The following is a 19,433-nucleotide window of genomic DNA, read 5'->3' on the forward strand; positions in this document are numbered from 1 at the left end:
ACTCAGCGCAGGAAGTCGGGAATATCGAGGTCGTCGTTTTTGTCGGCCTCTTCGTCAAAGACGCGAGGCACTTCCAAAGACGGTTCCTCAACGGCAGGTTCAGGTTGGGCAGGCGTTGCAGCGGGTGCGGCTGCGCGTGTCGGCACCTTCGGTTCTGCGCGGTGGGCAGGAGCCGCCGATGGCACTTCTCCGAGGCGTCGCTGCGTTGGAGTTTCTTCGGCTGCAGGACCAGCCTGCTGAGCGACAGGGGTTGCCGGACGGGCTGCGATCGGCGAGGACCCTGCCGGCATATCAGGGGTGTCGTCAAAGCCCGCAGCAATAATGGTGACGCGGATTTCGTCGCCCAGAGCGTCGTCGATGACGTTACCGAAGATGATGTTGGCTTCAGGGTGAGCTGCTTCGCGTACAAGCTGAGAAGACTGGAAGATTTCTTGCAGGCCAAGGTCGGATCCACCCTGGAAGAACATAAGGACGCCATGCGCCCCATCGATGGAGGCTTCAAGCAGCGGCGAGGAGATCGCTGTTTCGACTGCTCGTAGGGCACGGTCTTCGCCGGTTGCGGCGCCAATTCCCATGAGGGCAGATCCCGCATCTTTCATCACGGATTTGACGTCGTTGAAGTCCACGTTGATCAGGCCCGGGGTGGTGATCAGCTCGGTGATGCCTTGCACACCAGACAAGAGGACTTGATCGGCTGCGCGGAAAGCGTCCAAGACGGAGATGTTGGTGTCAGAAATTTCAAGCAGACGATCGTTGGGGATGACGATCAGGGTGTCGACCTCGTCGCGCAGGGTTTCGACTCCCATTTCGGCTTGGGATGCACGACGGTTACCTTCAAAGGAGAAGGGGCGGGTGACGACACCGACGGTGAGGGCGCCGCCATCGCGCGCAATTTTGGCGACGACAGGCGCTGCGCCAGTGCCGGTGCCGCCGCCTTCACCTGCGGTAACGAACACCATGTCAGCACCTTCGAGGGCTGCGGTGATTTCGTCAACGTGATCTTCAGCTGCTTTGCGGCCAACGGAAGGGTCAGCTCCGGCCCCGAGGCCATGGGTAAGGTCGCGTCCAATGTCGAGTTTCGTTTCAGCATCAGACATGAGAAGAGCCTGGGCGTCAGTGTTGACGGCGATAAATTCGACGCCTTTAAGCCCGACTTCGATCATGCGATTGACGGCGTTGACTCCGCCGCCGCCGACGCCGACGACTTTGATCACTGCCAGGTGGTTCTGCGGTGCCGCCATTGGTTACTCTCCCCCATGTTCATCAACCCTCAACCTCAGGTTCAAGGTTGATGTTTTGTCTGCATTTGTGCGCAAAGAACGTAGGCGGGACGCCAGCTAGCTTCAAGCAGACACGCGGGAGTGTTGCATGGTCCTATGAAGTCACCGGATGATCGGGAGAAGACACGTCATACACCAAAGCTCCTCGCTGTTCGATAAGAACTTTAAGAACCTTTGCCTTCAATTCGCTGTGTTCGACCGTGCCCCACTTCGCCAAAGAACCATTGGTCAGATTCAGACTCACAATCGCCCCACTTGCATCAATGGAGGCGACTCGTGATCGCGTATCAGCATCCAAGGTTTGCCATATAGTCAACGCATCTTGAGCAGCCTCAGCGCGGTCGCCCTTCGCGGGTAGAACGACAGTCGGCAGCCCCTCTGGCGCCACCTCCTGCGTTGAAAATGCCACACCCTTCGCATCCACCAAAGCCACTCCTTGGTCGGAGGCCTCCACCATCACCGCTTGACGCAAACTCACCACAATATCCAGGCCCGTCGGCCAGGCGCGCGACGCCTGGGCCGTATCCACGAGGATGTTTTCTTCGACAGCGGCCTCGACATCGTCCAGAGACAACCGAGTTAAGGGAACTCCCGAGTACCGCCCCACGGCGGCTACGACCTGATCGGAGCTCAGGGCAGAGTCTTTATCGACACCGCTGACTGACACATTGGCGGGTTCGAATGCAAAAACCGAAGAGAAAAACACCACCCACGCTGCGCCAACAACTGAAATAGCAATGCCCAATATTGTCAGCACATGCGTCAGACGTAAACGAATCTTCGCTCTGCGTCGTTCTTTGCGAAGGTCTGTCACCTGCGCATCCGACCTCGGCTGTTGGGCGGGCCCCAGGATCTGTGCCGCGTCAGACTGGCCCACCGGCCTCGTCAATTTACGTGCGGACGAGGCCGAAGCACTGCTGCGACGACCGTCAGCTTTCTCTCTGCGGGCAGGCGAGGACGATTCACCGCGCGCAGTATGAGTGACTTCGTTCCCCTTCGCAGAGTCTTGCGTATGGGAGTGTCCGCGCGCGGGACGCGAGGCTGGTGAGCTGCCCCTTTCAGGGCGCCTGGGGGCAGGTGGCCTCATGCGTTACCCTGTTCACGCCAACACGCCAGCGCTTCATCACCGCACGACGTGATAGACCCCGCTCCCATGGTGATCAATAGGCCATCTTCTTCAACGAGGCCGGCTGCGTAGCGCACGGCCTCATTCATGTCGCCAATATGTAGACAGCCATTGATCTTTCTCGAAATTAAAGTGGCATCCACTCCTGGTTCCGGGTCCTCACGAGCCCCGTAAACGTCTGTCACCACCACATGGTCGGCACCAGACAGCGCCTGAGCAAAACGATCGGCAAAAATGCGGGTCCGAGAGTACAGATGCGGTTGGAATACCACTGCCACCGAGCCTCGGCCTGCCACAACGCGAGCCTGAGCGATAGCCGCCGCAACCTCAGTGGGATGATGAGCGTAATCATCAAAGAGACGACGAGACCCAATCTGCCCTCTCAGTTCAAAACGACGTCCCACTCCCGTAAAAGATGACAGGGCTGCGGCCATTTTCCCAGCGTCAACACCGCACTCAATGCCTGCAGCCCACGCCGCAGCCGCATTCAGAACATTGTGCTGGCCGGGCACAGCAAGACAAATCTTCGCCTTCTCGTCCCCCCACGTGAACTGCGCCCTCGCCCCGTCAGGCAAGACTTCAACATCTCGCACGACCAGATCTGGCGTCGCCCAACAGTGCTCCGGCCTGCCGTAGGTCATTACCCGATGACCGCGAGCGCGAGCTATAGACGCCAAACGCGACGCGCCCTCGTCCTCGCCACACGCGATGAGTAATCCATCTTCGACAAGACGATCCGCAAATTCGACGAAGATCTCTTCGAAGGCCTCACGGCTTGCGTAACGATCTAAATGATCCGGTTCAACATTCGTCACAATCTCAATTGAGGGGCTGTAGTTAAGGAACGAACCATCGGATTCATCAGCCTCGGCAACAACGACGTCGCCCTTACCCAAATGAGCGCCAGAACCGAATTGAGGAATCACCCCTCCCACCGCAACAGACGGATCGGCCCCCGCTTCCCGTAAAGCCACAGAAAGCATTCCTGACGTGGTCGTTTTTCCATGAGCTCCCGCAACCGCAATGAAGCTCATACCAGTTGCGGCAAGCGCCAAAGCCTGCGATCTGTGGATGACCTCTTGTCCTCGCTGGCGAGCAATCATTAACTCGGGATTGGACTCACGGATGGCAGTTGAGACCACCACCGTAGCCTCAGGCGCAACATTGGCTTCGTGGTGTCCCACGAAAACCTCCACCCCTAAATCTGCTAAACGCGACAGCAGTTGAGAATTTGCCTGGTCAGAGCCAGACACGCGGGCTCCTCTCGATGCTAAAAGTTCAGCGACCACCGACATACCGGCGCCGCCGATTCCAATGAGATGGAAGGAACGGTCGTTGAGATTGAAACCACCGGATTCAAGATTGGTCATGCCTCTTCCTTTGCATTCGCGATGGACATGATTCTGGCGGCTAGATCTGCTGCAGCGTCGACCCGTCCCAGGTTTCGCGACGCCCCTGCCATATCTGCCAGTCTGCTCGTACCCACCAGTGTCAAAACGTCATCAACAACGACCTTGGGTGTCAGCTTCTCGTCTTCGATCATCAGCGCTCCCCCGGCGCCAACATGGTCCTGAGCGTTGAGCTTTTGTTCCCCGTTACCTATCGGGAGTGGCACATAAACACACGGCAGACCTAAGGCGGTCATCTCGGCAACGGTGCCCGCACCTGATCGACACACGACCAGGTCTGCAACTGCCAAAGCATCCTCCATCGTCGTCAAGTAATCCACGACAAGCCACCGTTCGGCAACTCCCGTTTCGTTAACCGTACGTCGCACGTCCTCGTCTTTACCCTTACCGGTCAGATGCACAATTTGAACGTGCGAGGGCAAAGACGCCGCAGCGCCGCTGACAGCCTCGTTAATGTGGACGGCACCCAAAGACCCACCCGTGACGAGCACGGTGCGAAGATCAGGATTGACGCCCAGGCGTGCGGATGCCTCCACCCGAGCCGCCCGTGCTCCTTCCTCAGTACTGCGCTGGCGAGCAAGGCGGGCAATCTGCTCCCGTAGTGGCAAGCCCGTAACAACGGTTTGTCCGCGACGGGCTCGCAGAGGAGTAGAAGCGAATGTTACGGCGACGAGGGCGGCGCTGCGAGCGCCTACCTTATTTGCTAAGCCCGGTCGCGCATTCTGCTCGTGGACGATGATGGGAACGCCTAAACGCTTCGCCGCGACATAGGCCGGCGTGGACACGTATCCGCCAAAGCCAACGAGGGCATCGGCTCCTTCCAGGGACTGCATGCAGGTGCGCACGGCCCTACGCCAGCGTGACGGTAAAGAAAAGAATTCTAGGGAGGGGCGTCTGGGCAGCGGGACTCGCGGGATTTCAATGAGGTCGAAACCCTGAGCGGGCACGAGGTCGGATTCTAGTCCTTGCGCAGTACCAAGGACTTGGACGTCGCATCCTTGTGCTCGCAGTTCGTGGGCTGTGGCCAGGAGAGGGTTGACATGTCCTGCGGTTCCCCCGCCGGCCATGACGATCTTCTTGTTCATCGGGATCCCTCTCCTTAGATGTGTGATGTCAACGGGCTTTACGTCGCTTGGGTAAGACCCGCGGATCACGCCCTGCTGAGGATTCATCGGGCCTGCCGATCATCCACATGCCGGCTCGATCCCTGGCGAATGCTCCGACAACACCCACCGCAAGCGCGGTGAATATGAACGATGAACCACCATAGGACACCAACGGCAATGGCACACCGATGACTGGCCCAATCTCAGTGACCGACATAATGTTGATGCATGCCTGGATGCCAATCCATGTGGCAATGCCCCCCGCTGTAATAGAGGCATAAGCATTCTGCGCTTCTTGACAGACTCGCACCATTCCCCAGATCAGCAGTCCTAGGCAGACCACCACTGCGAGGGTTCCGAGCAATCCGAATTCTTCTCCGATGATTGCCAGGATGAAGTCTGTATGGGCAGCTTGCAGATAGTCCCATTTCTCGCGTGAGGCCCCCGGCCCCAAACCCGTCAGGCCACCGGATCCAAGTGCCCACAGCGAATGATCAATCTGCTCGGGAGCAGACAGGTTACGTTCGCGCCCATTCCACGGCAAGACGGCGGCAATACGTCTCATACGCGTCGGGTTGGTCATGGCCACGACGATGAGTGTCGGAAAAGCGACAGCACCAATTCCGGCGAACCATTTTCCAGGTAGCCCGGCAACCCACATCGTTCCCAGGGCAGCAACCGCTGCGACCATCGCGGTGCCCATGTCATGACCGAGCATGATGGCCCCCACGCCCAAAGCAAGAGGAGCTCCCGCCCGTACTCCCATCTGTTTGAGATCTGTCAGACGAGCACCCTGATAGGACAACGTCTGCGCAAGCATGAGCACCAGCGCCAGTTTCAAAAGCTCCGACGGCTGCACAATCGGCAAGCCCGGCAATTTCACCCAGTTAGCGTTGCCTCCCTCAGCAATACCAAGAGGAGTGGCGACAAGACTTTGGAAGACGAGAGCAAAGGCGAATAGTGGGATCGTGGCCTTCTTGATCAGCGAGGGCGGAAGAACCTGCACGCCGGCTGCCAGGACCATGGCAGCAAGGATGATGCCCAGGGGCCGCAGGTATGCGACGTAGGGGTTCTCGCCGTCTGCAATGTTGGTCACGGCTTGGGCAGAAAAACCCATGACGAGCCCGAAGATCATAAGAACCAGCGCGGGGATGATCACCAAGTAGTAGGTCGCTACCGGGGATGTTTGGCGAGGACGACCGGCCTCGGACCCAAAGCGGATTCGTGGAATCTTAACGACGGGTAGCTGTCTATTGAGACGATTCAACCACTCACGCAGGGCTGTCATGGCCGCCGCTCCACTGATGCGCAAGTCGTTTGACGGCGTCGACAAAAACGTCGCCTCGTTGTCCGTAGTTATCGAATTGATCCCACGAGGCGCATGCCGGAGCAAACACCACCGTATCGCCTGGCAAAGACATGGCGACGGCCTCGTTGACCACAGAGAACATCCAATCCTCGTGGCCATCGACTTCAACGTAAGGCACCTGTGGTGCCCCTGCTCGTAAAGCTGCAAGAGGAGCACTGCGATCAGCGCCGATGACAACGACTCCCCGCAATCTTGGTGCGACTTCGGTGACCAGATCCGTGAAATCTTGGCCCTTGGTATCACCGCCAAAGATCCACACTCCTGTGCCAGGAGCCACAGCGGACAATGATGCTGCGGCAGCGTGAGCGTTGGTCGCTTTCGAATCGTCAATCCATGTCACATCAGCGGCCTGGGCAACAAAGGCGCGCCGATGTCCTGCCGGACTAAACGTTCTCAATCCCTCTTCCACAGCTTCAGGCCCCACTCCGTGGGCTCTCGCCAATGCGGCGGCAGCTAGTGCATCCATCATCACGCCCGCAGTTGGACGGTCACCGTACGCGTTTTCGAGATCTGCGATGGTGGCAAGTTGGAGTGCTTGTGATCGGCGATTTTCAACGAAGGCTCGATCAATAAGAAGACCCTCAACGATGCCCAGTTGCGACATATACGGGCTACCTAAGGTGATACCGATGGCCCTGGCGCCCTCCTGGACGTCGGCATTTTCCACCATCTTTTCGATCTGGCGATCGTCGGCTGGATAGACGCAGGCAACCTTGGTGTTTTCGTAGATGCGAGCCTTATCGGCTGCGTATTCTTCAACGGAACCGTGCCAGTCCAGGTGATCGGAATCAACGTTGAGGCACACTGATGCCTCCGGTTGAACCGTGAAAGAGGTGTGGAGTTGGAAGCTGGACAATTCGACGGCAAAAACCGTGGCGTCGGAGTCAATTGCCTCGGTGATCGGGGTTCCAATGTTTCCGACCTCAACGACGTCCTCGCCTGCAGCCGACAGGATTGCCCCGAGCATTCCCACCGTTGTCGTTTTTCCGTTGGTGCCCGTCACTGTCAGCCAAGGCCGACCGGCGTGAGGCCCTTCCTCTTGGAGGCGCCACGCTAACTCAACTTCTCCCCATACCTGGATTCCTCGCTGACGTGCAAGGTCAAAAATGGGAGCATATCCAGGCACACCGGGCGACACAATGATTGTGTCGGGTTCACTTTGGATCACAAGCTCTGCCATTGCCTTGGGGTCGGCGCACACACTGATCGCAACCTTTGCAACGACGTCTTCGGCCTGTTGCGAAGGATGCGTAGCGTCAAAGGCGGCGACCTCGTGGCCCCTCTTGACGAGGGCGCGTGCAGCCGCACGTCCGGAAGTCCCCCAACCAATGACGGCGAAGCGGCTCATATTCTCGAAACCCATTCTGCGTAGAACAAACCAGCACCCGCGACGGCAAAGATCGCAGCCACCAGCCAGAAGCGAATGACGATGGTGGTTTCTTGCCATCCCAGTAACTCAAAATGGTGGTGCAGCGGAGCCATCTTGAACACGCGTTTACGGGTCATCTTGAAGACAGAAATCTGGATGACGTCAGACAGAGTGATCACAACGAAGAGGCCACCGACGATAACGGCGAGGAATTCGGTGTTCGTCAAAATGGACAGACCCGCTACTGCGCCGCCCAATGCGAGAGCTCCGGTATCGCCCATGAAGATGCGGGCCGGCGAGGCATTCCACCACAAGAATCCAGCAAGGGCACCGATGATGGCAGCGCAAAACACTGCTAAGTCAAGGGGGTCACGCGTCTGATAGCAGGCGGCCACATTATCGGTCACCGTGTGGCAAGCCTGGATTCTTTGGAAGTACGTAATGAAGGTGTAGGCGCCGAAAACAAAGATTGAGCAGCCAGTAGCCAACCCATCTAAGCCATCCGTCAGATTCACGGCGTTCGACCATGCGGCTACCAGGAAATTCGTCCAAATCAGGTAGAGAATGCCGCCAATGATGACGCCTGCGAAAGCTAGAGTCACGCCGGTGGGACGGGTCAGCGAGATCGCCATCGATCCTGGCGTCACACCAAATTCGTTGGGACGAGACAGGGTTGCCCAGCCAAAGACTGACGCTACGGCCACCTGGCCGATGATCTTGCCAATGGGGTTGAGGCCCAAAGAACGGTGGCGCAAGATCTTGATGCCGTCATCCAGTAGCCCAATGAATCCCAGTCCGACGAAGAGGATCGCCAGGCTGATACCTGACCAGGAGGGACCCGCGCCAGCAATCCACGATCCGATCAGCCAGGCAACGACTGCCGCGAAGATGATGACGATGCCACCCATGGTGGGCGTGCCTCGTTTGGTCAGGTGCTGAGTGGGCCCGTCCTGACGGATAAATTGACCGTACTCGTGGGACACGAGGAATCGAATGAGCACCGGAGTCAGCAGGATCGATAGGGCCATTGCGATGACGAAGGCTGCGATCAGACCGATCATCGGCTGATCCCCCTTTCTTGCAGTGCTTCGGCAACCTGCCACGATCGTGATCCGAAGGATCCTTTCACGAGGACGACGCTGGCGTCGACGAGGGCGTCGATCACCGCTTCGACTGCGTCTTGAACGCTGTCGACCGAAATCCCTAGGACGTGAGGTCCCGCGCCCTCCAAATAGTAAGGAGCGTCAGGTCCGAGCACGACAAGAGTTTCAACTCCGGCCTCGGCCGCCATTATGCCGACCTGACGGTGGGTATCGGCACTCGCCTCACCGAGTTCGAGCATCTCAGAGAGCATCGCCACTTTGGAACGGCCCTGCCCAATCGACGCTAAAGCCGCCAGCCCAGCTCTCATGGAATCAACATTGGCGTTGTATGAATCGTCGATCAAGGTGACTCGGTGGCCGTTGAGTTCAAGGTCTTGAACTGCCATGCGATGCGGAGATAGTGCTTGGGCGTCATTGAGTGCGCCCACGATTGTTGTCAGATCCATCCCCAGTGCGAGGGCGCCCGCGATTGCAGCTAATGCATTGTGGACGTGGTGGACGCCAACGATCTTTAACGACACTTGCGCGAAACCGTCAGGGGTCTCCACGGTGAAAGTAGCGCGGTCCTTGTCATCAAGCTTGATGTCGACAGCTCGAATGTCGGCTTGGCCGGAGGATTGGGTGGAAAAGAAAGACACCGGTCCGGTTGCTCGGTCTGCCATCGCTACGACATTGGGATCGTCGGCATTGAGGATTACCGTAGCCCCTGGCCTTGCCCCTTCAATCAATTCGGCCTTCGCACGCGCGATACCTTCAACTGAGCCAAAGCCCCCCAGGTGGGCATGTCCAACCATTAATTCAATGGCAACATCGGGCGAGGCGATACTGGTCAAGTACGCGATATGACCTATGCCTGACGCCCCCATTTCCAGGACGAGGTGGCGGGTTGATTCATCGGCGCTGAGTACGGTCAGAGGCAACCCGACCTCGTTGTTAAAAGACAGCTTGGGCGCGACAGTTGCCGCGTCTTCAGACAGAATCTGAAAAAGAAGATCTTTGGTGGTCGTCTTTCCTGCAGATCCTGTCACGGCAATGACATCGAGTCCGTTTCGCGCACGTAGGTCTTCGAGGTGGGCGTGGGCTAAAGCGCCTAGAGCCCGCGTCGAGTCGTCGACAATGATCTGAGTAAAATCCTGTCCGTTGGGAAGAGGGACGTCTCTCTCGACAATTGCGGCTACTGCGCCCAATTGGTGTGCCGCCTGCACGTAGTCATGTCCGTCTGATTGTTCTCCACGGCGCGCGATGTAGAGCGATCCTTTGCCAGCAAGCCTGGAATCGGTCACAACCGTGCCATTGACGCAGATGTCGGGTCCCACGATGGTTCCATTGACTGCTTCGGCGATCCATTGAATCGACCGTTGCATATTTCCTCCTTCAGGGCTACGCCCTTTTCTGCCTGGCATCGGTGGTCCTCACGGCGTGGTCGGGTAAAGGTCGGCTTTTTGCGACGAGGCCGGAATCCCCAAGTTACGCACTGCTTCTAGCGCTACGTCGCCAAAGAGAGGCGCTGATGAGTCAGATGAAATGTAGGCAACTTTCGGGTTGTAAAGCACGACGGAAATAGCGAGCCGAGGCTGATCGGCAGGAATAATACCTGCGGTGGTTGACACAATGCCCGAGGCGTTTCCGACAACAATGTCAGCGGTGCCAGTCTTCACGCCCACCCGGTATCCGGGAACCTTAGCTGTGCCTGCGGTGCCGATCTCATCTTCGACAACCGACTCCATCATTTTGAGAAGAGCCTTGGAATGGTCTGCACTCATCACTTGAACGGGCTCGCGTTCTTCAGGCACTCCGTATGTTCCATCCGCGTTCGTCCATGACTTGATAAGTGTTGGATCCAGGCGGACACCACCATTACCGATCGTGGCCATTACTGACGCTTCTTGCAGGGCGGTCATCATGTAGGCCTGTCCAAACATATTGACGTATCTGTCTCGCCCGACCCAGTTATGCCAGTCGTAGACCAAGCCCTCCGATTCGCCGGCCAGTTCAATACCCGTGCTCTGGCCGAGCCCAAAGGCTTTGAACATGTTGTACCGCTGCTCGTCACTGACGGTTTGGCCGATTAAGACGGTTCCGGTGTTAGAGGATTCAGCGAGGATTCCAGTGGCGGTGAGGGTTTGTCCTTCATGCTCATGAAAGTCTGTAATTTCTCCACCGGCATCCGGATAGTCCAGAGAATACGGGACCTGGAAAGTGGTGGTCGGTGTGATGGTATCGGCTTCTAGCGCTGCGGCGAAGGTCAAAACTTTGCCCACTGAGCCAGGTTCGAAAGCGTATTGGACGGCTGCCACCGGCTGAGGATTTGCGTTATCGGGAACCGTGGATCCAGAGTCCGCCATCACCAGGACTTGAGCCGTAGAGATGTCCTGGATGACGATGGCTCCCCATTCGGCCTGGTGCTTTTCGACGCGGGCGTCAAGGAGGTCTTGGACGAGATGCTGGAGGTCAGCGTGGAGTGTCAAGCCCAAGGATCCCCCGTCGAGGGGTTCGGTGATGGTTTTTTTGCCCCCGGGCATGATCGCCCCGTTGGGCGAGATTTCGAAGGCTTCTTCTCCGGGAGTTCCTTTGAGTAGGGATTCGTACTGAGATTCCAATCCGGACGACCCCACTCCTTCAGCGTTGACCGTTCCGATCACCGGAGCCGCGACATTGCCGTTGGGATAGGTTCGTTCATAGACGGACTCCCATTCGATTCCGTAAATGTTAAGCGCGTTAATTTTTCGGTAGGTCACAGCATCGACATTGCGTGCGATGTATTGGTACGTCGACTCTCCTACGAGGGCGCCGCCAAGTTCGGCCTCGTCCATGTCAAGTAGGTCAGCGAGTTGACGTGCGGCTTCTGCCGGCCCTCGTCCAACTACTTCCCCGTCCTCGTCGTAATGGACGTAGGAGCGGATGTTGATCTGGTTTGCCGCAATGTCATAGGTAAGGATCGAATCGGCCAGAACAACACCCGTCGCATCCGTGATGGCGCCACGTTTGGCAGCGACCAAAGACTTGTCGGTGCGGACCGCTTCACCTTCGGCGGCCAACTGCGGACCTTGGACGATCTGAATCTGAATGAGGCGCAGAGCGCACAGGCTCAGCACGAAGCAGAAGATCCCGAGAATCCAGCGTGAGCGTTTGACTTTGCTCGTCACTACCGATCCTCCTCATTCACTGCGCGGGGGCGCCGCCTTCGACGGTACCTGTGCCCAGGGTAATGAATCCTGTCTGCCCCGCGGGGACCATGCCGTTATTGAGCGCTGCTTCCTTAAGTTTGACAGGCGAGGCAGCTTCTTCAATCTGTGCCTGCATCGTCCAAGCTTGGGCGTCTAATTCATTGAGGATCAGCTGCTGTTCGCGAATCTCGAAAGAAGTTTGTGCCATCCGAGTGTTCAGGACCATGGAAAGAATCACAGCTGCCAAAACAACAACGATGGCAAGGAATGCGACAGGCAGGAATGACCGAGTCGCCCGACCTTCGCCTTCAATGACCCGCAGGCGTCGCGCTTCATCATGGAGGCGCTCGGGGCGCGAGGCCGGACGCGTAGCAGCAGATGCGGCACTCATGTGAGGTCCTTCCATTGGCGGATCAGTTCAGCTCCACGCAGTCGCACGGAAGCGGATCGAGGGTTGTGGGCAAGTTCTTCTTCGTGGGCGCGCTCAGCGCCTCGGGTCAAGAGGCGAACGCTGGGGCGCATTTCTTCGGGGATCACCGGTAGTCCCGCTGGTGCGTTGTCGGTAGAAGCGCGGCGGAAGACGTCTTTAACAATGCGGTCCTCCAGTGATTGGTAGGACTCAATGACAAGCCGGCCACCAATTCGCAAGCACGCTAATGCGCGGGGTACAGCGTCTTCGAGGATGCGCAATTCGTCATTGACGGCAATACGCAGCGCCTGGAACGTTCGCTTGGCTGGGTTTCCGCCGGTTCGCCGGGCGGGCGCGGGGATGGCTTCTTTGACGATGTCGACGAGTTGTCCCGTGCGGGTGAGCGGGTCGGTTGCTCGTCTTTGGACAATGATTCGAGCGATACGCGAGGCGAATTTTTCTTCTCCGTAGACGCGCAGAATCCGAGCTAGTTCTTTCTCGTCAGCCTTGGCAAGAAGTTCAGCGGCGCTCAATCCGACAGTGGGATTCATCCGCATATCAAGCGGAGCGTCATGAGCGTAGGAAAATCCTCGCTCGACCTCGTCAAGTTGGAGGCTGGACACCCCCAGGTCCATGAGAACGGCATCGACGCTATGTTCGCGTCCGAATTGGCTGGCGACCTCATCAATGTGGTCGTAGGTGGTATGCACGGCGATGAAACGGTCACCAAAAGTGGCCAGTCTTTGACCAGCTAGGGCGATCGCATCAGGGTCGCGATCAATCCCAATCACTCGTGTATTGGGGAATCGCTTGAGCGCCGCCTCGGTGTGTCCTCCCATTCCTAGGGTCGCGTCGATGAGGAGAGCTTCGGGGCGGTCGAGGGCGGGAGCAAGCATGTCGAGACATTCGTCCAGGAGCACGGGAATGTGCAGATCGGCGGCGTGGCGCTCGTTGCCCATGCGTCCTCCTTGACTGTCTTGTCGCACGTGAGATGCGATCCGTCTTGCCAGGTCCCCAACCGTGCTCCGCCATCGGGGAAGTGATGTCGGAACAGCGGGCGGAGACCTGCCAGTACGGGTCAGAACATCCCGGGGATGATTTCGTCTGCTGTATTTGAGAAGACCTCTTCTTGGACTGCGAGGTATTCGCGCCAAGATTCGGAGTTCCAGATCTCAGCCCGCGAACCCGCACCAATGACGGTGAGCTCACGATCGAGACCTGCGTAGGCCCTCAAGTCCGCAGGGACGCTGATACGCCCCTGCTTGTCGGGAACCTCTTTGTAGGCGCCCGAGAGCATGACTCGGATCCAATCGCGCGCCTGCTTGGACGACAGGGGTGCGCGACGCAGTTCTGCGGTCATGCCTTCGAACTCCGCTGCTGGGAACGCATAAATGCAGTGTTCCTGGCCACGGGTGAGGACGATGCCGCCCTCCATGTCGTCACGGAATCGGGCAGGCAAGAACATGCGCCCTTTGTCATCGAGCTTTGGCTCGTAGGTACCCAGGAACATGTTTCACCGCCTTCCCCCGCTCAACACGTTCCCCCACTTTAACCCACCCATTGCCATAATTACAGCGAAACTCCGAAAATAACCAGACTATTTTTCTGAACTTTCGGCTTTAACACTAGCCTTTTCCTGGTGGAGGAAAGTGGGGAGATTTTTCACGATTTGCGCAAGAAACTGAGTTCTCTACACGAGCACTCTGCCCCGAAGTTCCACTGAAGCCACTCTCAACAGCGTTCAACCATGAACTAGTGGCGCCGCCGAATAACGATCAGCGCATCTGTGGAGGAAGATGGGGAACACAAAGTGGCACCCACGGTGCAAGCCCAGAATCATCTCGGCCCACCAAACTGGTATCTACCGCCCCTGTCGCACTAGGCAAGCGCACGCCTCCATAAATTCGACGCACTTGCACTCGCCCATCTGAGGACACAAAAACGGGCACGGCCCCAAAGCCATGCCCGTCATTTCACTGGTGGCATCACCAGCACAAAGAGTCTGTCAGTCTGACTGGCGCCTCTCATCCCAACGCCGTTCCTGATCCTCGATAAAGCTACGCCACGATGACGATTCCTCTTTTTTAGCGGAACCACCTTCACCAGATCGAGCCTGGAGCGGCCGATTGATGCGCTGCGTTTTCACAGGAGTCAACGCAAGCAGAATCCCCCCGACCATGAGCGCGAAAGCAACGACTCCCATCAGGATCGACCAGACCGAGTAACCCAGACTCACCGCACCAACAAGAGCCAACAAACCCACAACTGCCAGCGCACCACCAGCAGCCATCCGGCGAACTGATACAACGCCACTCTTCTTCGGAGTTTCAAACGCTGGCGCGGAGGTCATTTTTGACGCCAAATCCGGATCGCCTTGGCGCAGGTTCTCTTCCATTTGGGCGAGAACCTGTTTCTCATATTCAGAAAGAGCCACAATGCACCTCCTTTTGTCGGGTCGACACGCTCAGTCTAGTGCGATTCTGACCCCAACCGCGAAATACGCTGGTCAGTGCCCGATAGTAGAGACGCCGGCGCAATCGCCTGAGGTCCAAACTTGCGAACAACTCGGTCCATTGCGCGCTCGGCCTCGGTCGGCTTCTCGTCCTGATCCAGTGTCACCGCAACCCCGCTGGATCGAGGTTGAAGAGATTCAACGCGTACGCCAAAGAGGCGAACCCCAGATGTCGGCATCGCTTCCTTATCGAAGAGAGAACGCGCTGCCTGCGCGATATCGCGCCCCAGATCTGTGGGAACAGAAAGCGTGACAGACCTGGTGATTGTATGGAAGTCTCCATCCCTCATTTTGATACCAACAGTCCACGCCACCATGTCACCTGTGCGCAGCCGCTGAGCGCACTCATGGGAGGCCTCAAGAATGAAGCGTTCGATGTGTGCACGTGAGCGCACATCGTGACTAAAGGTCTTCTCAGTGCCCATAGATTTTTCACGTCCTGCGGGGCGAACTGGTCGCGGATCAATCCCCCAAGCAAGATCGTGTAGCTGATGGGCGTGGGCACTTCCTAACAATCTGGCGGCGCGAGAAATTGGCAAGTGAGCCAGATCCCCGATGGTAACAACGCCTTCTCTGTCAAGAATCTTCTGGGTTTTTCCACCCACTCCCCACAATGCTCCCACGGGAAGCCCGTGAAGAAACTGGGTTGTGGATGCAGCCGGCACCAAAAGCAACCCATCGGGTTTTGCATTCGATGAGGCAATCTTGGCAACGGATTTTGTTGAGGCAATACCAACGGATGCAGGTAGTCCTACTTCTTGTCTGACCTGCCTACGAATCATCTTGGCGATCTCAACCGAAGACCCGAGACGCCGAAGAGCACCCGTCACGTCCAAGAAAGCTTCGTCAATACTGACTTTTTCCACCTGCGGAGTGATGCCTGCCAGCACATTCATGACCCGCCGCGAATACTGCGAGTACACGCCCCTGGACCCCGCAACAACACGAGCTTGCGGACACAAAGCCCGGGCACGAGCCATGGGCATACCAGCTCGCACGCCGGCCGCCCGAGCCTCGTATGTTGCAGACGTCACGACTCCACGCATGCCGGTGCCACCAACAAGAATCGGATGTCCCACCAAGGAGGGATCCTCAAGCATTTCAACCTGCGCGAAGAACGAATCCATGTCAATGTGCAAGATATTCGCACCCGTGTCGTCACTGCCCCAGTTCCGCCGGACACGCGCATCGCGGGGAGCGTTCGACATGTCTCCTCCTCTGCCTCGCTTGGAGCTCTATAGCTACAGTGTCCCTCATGGCGCGCGCATCTCGGTCCTCATCCCAGCGATTCCCAGTGGATTCAGGGGTCGCAGAAATTCGGTGGGATGGTCCACGAGCCACTCTGCTACTCGATTCCGTGGAATCATCCTGCATAGATGTCGATGATCCAACCCGCTTGGAATTCGAATATATGCAGCACATGACGTGCGCCCTCAACGCGACTTTCCCGCAACCGCAGCCCGTCAAAGCGTTGCACTTGGGCGGTGCCGCGTGCGCGTTGGCCACAGCATGGGCCCTCAGCCGCCCTCGTTCACGACAAAATGCCGTTGAAATTGATGCGGCTTTAGCCCAACTCGTCCGCGAAGAATTCCCTATTCCTCGCGCGCCTGAACTCAAGATTCGTATCGGGGATGCCAGAGCCGTCCTGGAAGGTGCCCGCCCGAGTAGCTTCGACGTAATCGTGCGCGACGCATTCGCCGACGCCCTCGTGCCCGAGCATCTTAGAACCTCCGAATCTGCTCAGCACGCCTATCGCGTCCTGCGCCCAGGCGGCCTCTATCTGCTCAACTGCGCTCACGGCGCGGGGTCGGATGCAAGGATCGATCTGGCAGCGGTAGCTGAAACTTTCGACAGCGTCTGTTCCATTCAAGATCCTAAAGTGGGCAGGTCTGGGCGGCGCGGCAACGTCGTCCTAGTCGCGTCAAAGAAGAACGAGGACGGCGCCATCGCCCTCGACGTCGATGAACTCGACCGTCTGCTTCGCAGGCTCCCCCTACCGGCACGAGTCATGAGGCAAGCTGACTTAGGTCAGTGGCGAGCAGGCATGCGCCCACTCGTTGACGAGCTCATAGGCTGGCCTAAGCTGAACGAAAGCTAGTCGCGTAAAGCATCCCACTATGAGATATCGATGTTCCTACGCCACTGTGGCGTTCGACGGGCTTGACTAAGGGCAATCATCAACCCTAGAACGCCGACAACCCAGATAATCGCCTGCATCCACATGGACACCTGAAAGTCAGCCCAGTTGTATTTTCCGGTCGATGATACCGCGTCAAGACACAAACCAATGGCCTGCACACCGATCATCCCCGCCAAGAAACCGCCGGTATTCGTCACCGACATAGCGGTACCCATGCGTTCCTGTGCGATCCCCTGTTCAACGAAGTCAAAACCTATGGTCGCCGTGACATTGGGGAGAGCCAAAATAGTGACAAGAAGGAAAGCAGTCCACGGGGCAGGAGCTTGAGGCCGGGTTAAAATCACGGCCCACGCGCCCGCAATCGCTGCAACCGACGCGCACACCATAGGCACCCGCCAACTTTTACGTAGCGCAGTCAGCTGACCAACAAGCGGACTCAAAAGGACTGAAGCTGCAGAAAAGACCACGAGCGCAGTGGCGGCCGCCGAAGCGCTCATCCCCATGCCCAAAGTCATGAATGGCACGCCCCAAATCAGGGTGATGACGACCGTAGACCCTGCACCCAACCAGTGAGTAAAGAAGCCCATCCACGCCCACGGCGACATTAAAACATCAGAGATTCTGGCTGGACTTGAACCTCGTTGTTGTGCGCACCCTCGTCGCAACACACTCACCGGCCCATCAGGCGTATCGGCAACCTTGGCGACCACAAGAAGCGCCACACCCAGTCCAACGCCCGCCATCGAAACGAAAGCCGTATTCCAACCGACTCCAGTGAGCAACCAGAGGAAAGGCCATGACGAAATCAACTGACCAACCAGCCCTAATGTTGACGTGAGCTGAGACATCAGAGGTATATGGCGCGCGGGGAACCACAACGTCACCAGACGCATGATCGACACATAGGCGGTTGCGTCGCCAACTCCCAGCAGAACCCGTGCGGCAAGAGCCTGGGGGTAGGAATCAGCCAAAGCCATCGCTAATTGCGCACACGCAACCAGGGCAGCCCCGCTGGACATGAGGATCCGTGCGCCAAAGCGGTCTAGGGCTAACCCCATCGGAAATTGGGCTGCACTGTAGACGCCAATCTGAAGAGCAGAAAAGACTCCCAGAGTTGAAGCGTCGATAGAAAATCGATCCATCGCCTCGACGCCGGCTACTCCAAGAGAGCTCCTGGCAGCAACCGCCATAATGTATGCACTCAAAGCACAGATCCATACGATCAGTGCTCGGCGCTGCATGCCTAGTCCTACTTCCCCGCTCAGTCTGGCGTGTTGTCTTTCTTAGGAGCCCTGTGTCGAGGCGAGGCAGAATTCGTCGCTGAACCAGGGTTTCGCCGACGCTCCTCAACTCGTTTGAGGACGGCTTCCAGGGTATCAGCGACAGGTTCTTGATCTAGCGAGGCGTCCGCGGCTGACGTTTCGGAGGATTCCTCGTCCTGCTGACGCGAAATATTTGCTAAATAGGCCTCAATCACATCGCCGATATCTTTGGACTCCTTGGCCTCTGAACCTAACCGATTGTGTTGATTCATTGCGCCTAAAGGCACTGCGCCGCCCTCACCGCCGGTCCAAGCATCGTAATGTTCCTCAAGGGACTCTACGGTGTGCTGAATCTCGGGGTTAGCTTCGAGGAGCTGGTCGATATTCTCTTGATCTTTCGCGGCTCCTCTTTCCAAGTCCCCCACCGGCAAAGACAGATCTGCAATATCAGATAGGGATCGCAGGAGGGCTGATGCCGCAGCCGGATACGGAGCTTCGGCCATGTAGTAGGGCACGGCACCCAGAATCGAGATACCCCCGATCTTCCTCTCAGCCAATCGGTATTTGAGGAATGAAGTCATTGGCGCAGGAAATTGCATGATATTTGCCATCTGTGGCTGTTCAGGCAGCAAAGATTCTTCGGTAGCTTGCATGTGTATCGCAACGGGGCGCGTGTGAGGAACACCCGATGGAATACCCGTGAGCGAAACGGCAATTTCGACGCCGGCTTCGTGAGCAATGTCTGCCACAACGCGTGCGAAGGTTTCCCACTTGGCGTCGGGTTCGGGACCGTGAAGGAGCAGGAGTGGATGGCCCAGGTCATCGTGGACGAGGTCGAGGGCGATCGTGGGTGTTTCGACTTGCGTAGAAACCCAGCGTTCAACGGTCATCACTGGACGGTGAGATCGGTAATCGATGAGCAGGTCGGAATCGAAAGTCGCTACTCGTTCAACTTGGAGCGAGCGCAGCATCTGTGAGACGGCCATGCGCCCAGAAATACCAGCGTCCATAGCTCCATCGAAGTGCACCACTAGGACCTTTGCTTTGGCACCGTAGGCCGGCCCTTGATCGAATAGCTGGCTATCCCCTGTGCGATCCATAGGATCCTCCCCCCTGCAGTCTCGAGGACGTTAATCGTCTGGTCTCCACGCTACCCGTGCCCGGTCCCGATGGCGTGCTGG

Annotated in this window: 17 protein-coding genes; 1 reads left to right on the forward strand and 16 read right to left on the reverse strand. The window is 57.6% G+C overall.

What is annotated here, in order from left to right:
- Positions 1-2: 2 nt before the first annotated feature.
- From ftsZ to dinB, 14 genes are all read right to left on the reverse strand, one after another.
- The gene (gene ftsZ / locus G439_RS0104705; protein ID WP_022868033.1) at positions 3-1,241 is read right to left on the reverse strand and encodes a cell division protein FtsZ; all 1,239 of its coding nucleotides are present in this window, start codon (positions 1,239-1,241) and stop codon (positions 3-5) included.
- A gap of 133 nt (positions 1,242-1,374) precedes the next feature.
- Positions 1,375-2,367 (reverse strand): cell division protein FtsQ/DivIB, encoded by a 993-nt coding sequence (locus G439_RS0104710; protein WP_022868034.1) that lies wholly within the window; start codon positions 2,365-2,367, stop codon positions 1,375-1,377.
- Positions 2,364-3,776, reverse strand: coding sequence for a UDP-N-acetylmuramate--L-alanine ligase (murC, locus tag G439_RS0104715; RefSeq protein WP_022868035.1), 1,413 nt, complete (start codon positions 3,774-3,776; stop codon positions 2,364-2,366). Before murC ends, G439_RS0104710 begins: the two co-directional genes overlap by 4 nt.
- A complete protein-coding gene (gene murG / locus G439_RS0104720) occupies positions 3,773-4,900 on the reverse strand; it encodes an undecaprenyldiphospho-muramoylpentapeptide beta-N-acetylglucosaminyltransferase (protein WP_022868036.1) in 1,128 nt (375 codons plus the stop codon). The genes murC and murG overlap by 4 nt, the downstream gene beginning before the upstream one ends.
- A gap of 28 nt (positions 4,901-4,928) precedes the next feature.
- A complete protein-coding gene (locus G439_RS0104725; RefSeq protein WP_022868037.1) occupies positions 4,929-6,209 on the reverse strand; it encodes an FtsW/RodA/SpoVE family cell cycle protein in 1,281 nt (426 codons plus the stop codon).
- The gene (gene murD, locus G439_RS0104730) at positions 6,193-7,638 is read right to left on the reverse strand and encodes a UDP-N-acetylmuramoyl-L-alanine--D-glutamate ligase (protein ID WP_022868038.1); all 1,446 of its coding nucleotides are present in this window, start codon (positions 7,636-7,638) and stop codon (positions 6,193-6,195) included. Before murD ends, G439_RS0104725 begins: the two co-directional genes overlap by 17 nt.
- Entirely contained in the window at positions 7,635-8,720 is a 1,086-nt protein-coding gene (gene mraY / locus G439_RS0104735; RefSeq protein ID WP_022868039.1) for a phospho-N-acetylmuramoyl-pentapeptide-transferase, read from the reverse strand. Before mraY ends, murD begins: the two co-directional genes overlap by 4 nt.
- Complete coding sequence (locus G439_RS0104740; RefSeq protein WP_022868040.1) at positions 8,717-10,126, reverse strand: UDP-N-acetylmuramoyl-tripeptide--D-alanyl-D-alanine ligase; 1,410 nt, start codon at positions 10,124-10,126, stop codon at positions 8,717-8,719. The genes mraY and G439_RS0104740 overlap by 4 nt, the downstream gene beginning before the upstream one ends.
- Before the next feature lie 48 nt (positions 10,127-10,174).
- Complete coding sequence (locus tag G439_RS0104745; protein WP_022868041.1) at positions 10,175-11,908, reverse strand: peptidoglycan D,D-transpeptidase FtsI family protein; 1,734 nt, start codon at positions 11,906-11,908, stop codon at positions 10,175-10,177.
- Between the two features lie 16 nt (positions 11,909-11,924).
- Positions 11,925-12,320: a cell division protein FtsL gene (gene ftsL / locus G439_RS0104750; RefSeq protein WP_022868042.1), complete on the reverse strand. Its 396-nt coding sequence runs from the start codon at positions 12,318-12,320 to the stop codon at positions 11,925-11,927.
- The gene (gene rsmH / locus G439_RS0104755) at positions 12,317-13,297 is read right to left on the reverse strand and encodes a 16S rRNA (cytosine(1402)-N(4))-methyltransferase RsmH (RefSeq protein WP_022868043.1); all 981 of its coding nucleotides are present in this window, start codon (positions 13,295-13,297) and stop codon (positions 12,317-12,319) included. Before rsmH ends, ftsL begins: the two co-directional genes overlap by 4 nt.
- 119 nt (positions 13,298-13,416) lie before the next feature.
- The gene (gene mraZ, locus G439_RS0104760) at positions 13,417-13,848 is read right to left on the reverse strand and encodes a division/cell wall cluster transcriptional repressor MraZ (RefSeq protein ID WP_022868044.1); all 432 of its coding nucleotides are present in this window, start codon (positions 13,846-13,848) and stop codon (positions 13,417-13,419) included.
- A gap of 495 nt (positions 13,849-14,343) precedes the next feature.
- The gene (locus G439_RS0104765) at positions 14,344-14,772 is read right to left on the reverse strand and encodes a DUF3040 domain-containing protein (protein WP_022868045.1); all 429 of its coding nucleotides are present in this window, start codon (positions 14,770-14,772) and stop codon (positions 14,344-14,346) included.
- A gap of 35 nt (positions 14,773-14,807) precedes the next feature.
- The gene (gene dinB / locus G439_RS0104770) at positions 14,808-16,058 is read right to left on the reverse strand and encodes a DNA polymerase IV (protein WP_022868046.1); all 1,251 of its coding nucleotides are present in this window, start codon (positions 16,056-16,058) and stop codon (positions 14,808-14,810) included.
- A 29-nt stretch (positions 16,059-16,087) separates the two neighbouring features.
- Between dinB and G439_RS0104775 the strand changes: the two genes are divergently transcribed.
- A complete protein-coding gene (locus G439_RS0104775; protein ID WP_026459401.1) occupies positions 16,088-16,948 on the forward strand; it encodes a spermidine synthase in 861 nt (286 codons plus the stop codon).
- Between the two features lie 17 nt (positions 16,949-16,965).
- Here G439_RS0104775 and G439_RS0104780 read toward each other — a convergent pair whose 3' ends face one another.
- Together G439_RS0104780 and G439_RS0104785 are read right to left on the reverse strand one after the other, a co-directional pair.
- Entirely contained in the window at positions 16,966-18,231 is a 1,266-nt protein-coding gene (locus tag G439_RS0104780) for an MFS transporter (protein ID WP_022868048.1), read from the reverse strand.
- 20 nt (positions 18,232-18,251) lie between these two features.
- The gene (locus tag G439_RS0104785) at positions 18,252-19,352 is read right to left on the reverse strand and encodes a proteasome assembly chaperone family protein (RefSeq protein WP_022868049.1); all 1,101 of its coding nucleotides are present in this window, start codon (positions 19,350-19,352) and stop codon (positions 18,252-18,254) included.
- Positions 19,353-19,433 lie beyond the last annotated feature (81 nt).

Source organism: Schaalia vaccimaxillae DSM 15804 (genome assembly GCF_000420425.1).
Classification (GTDB): Bacteria; Actinomycetota; Actinomycetes; order Actinomycetales; family Actinomycetaceae; genus Pauljensenia; species Pauljensenia vaccimaxillae.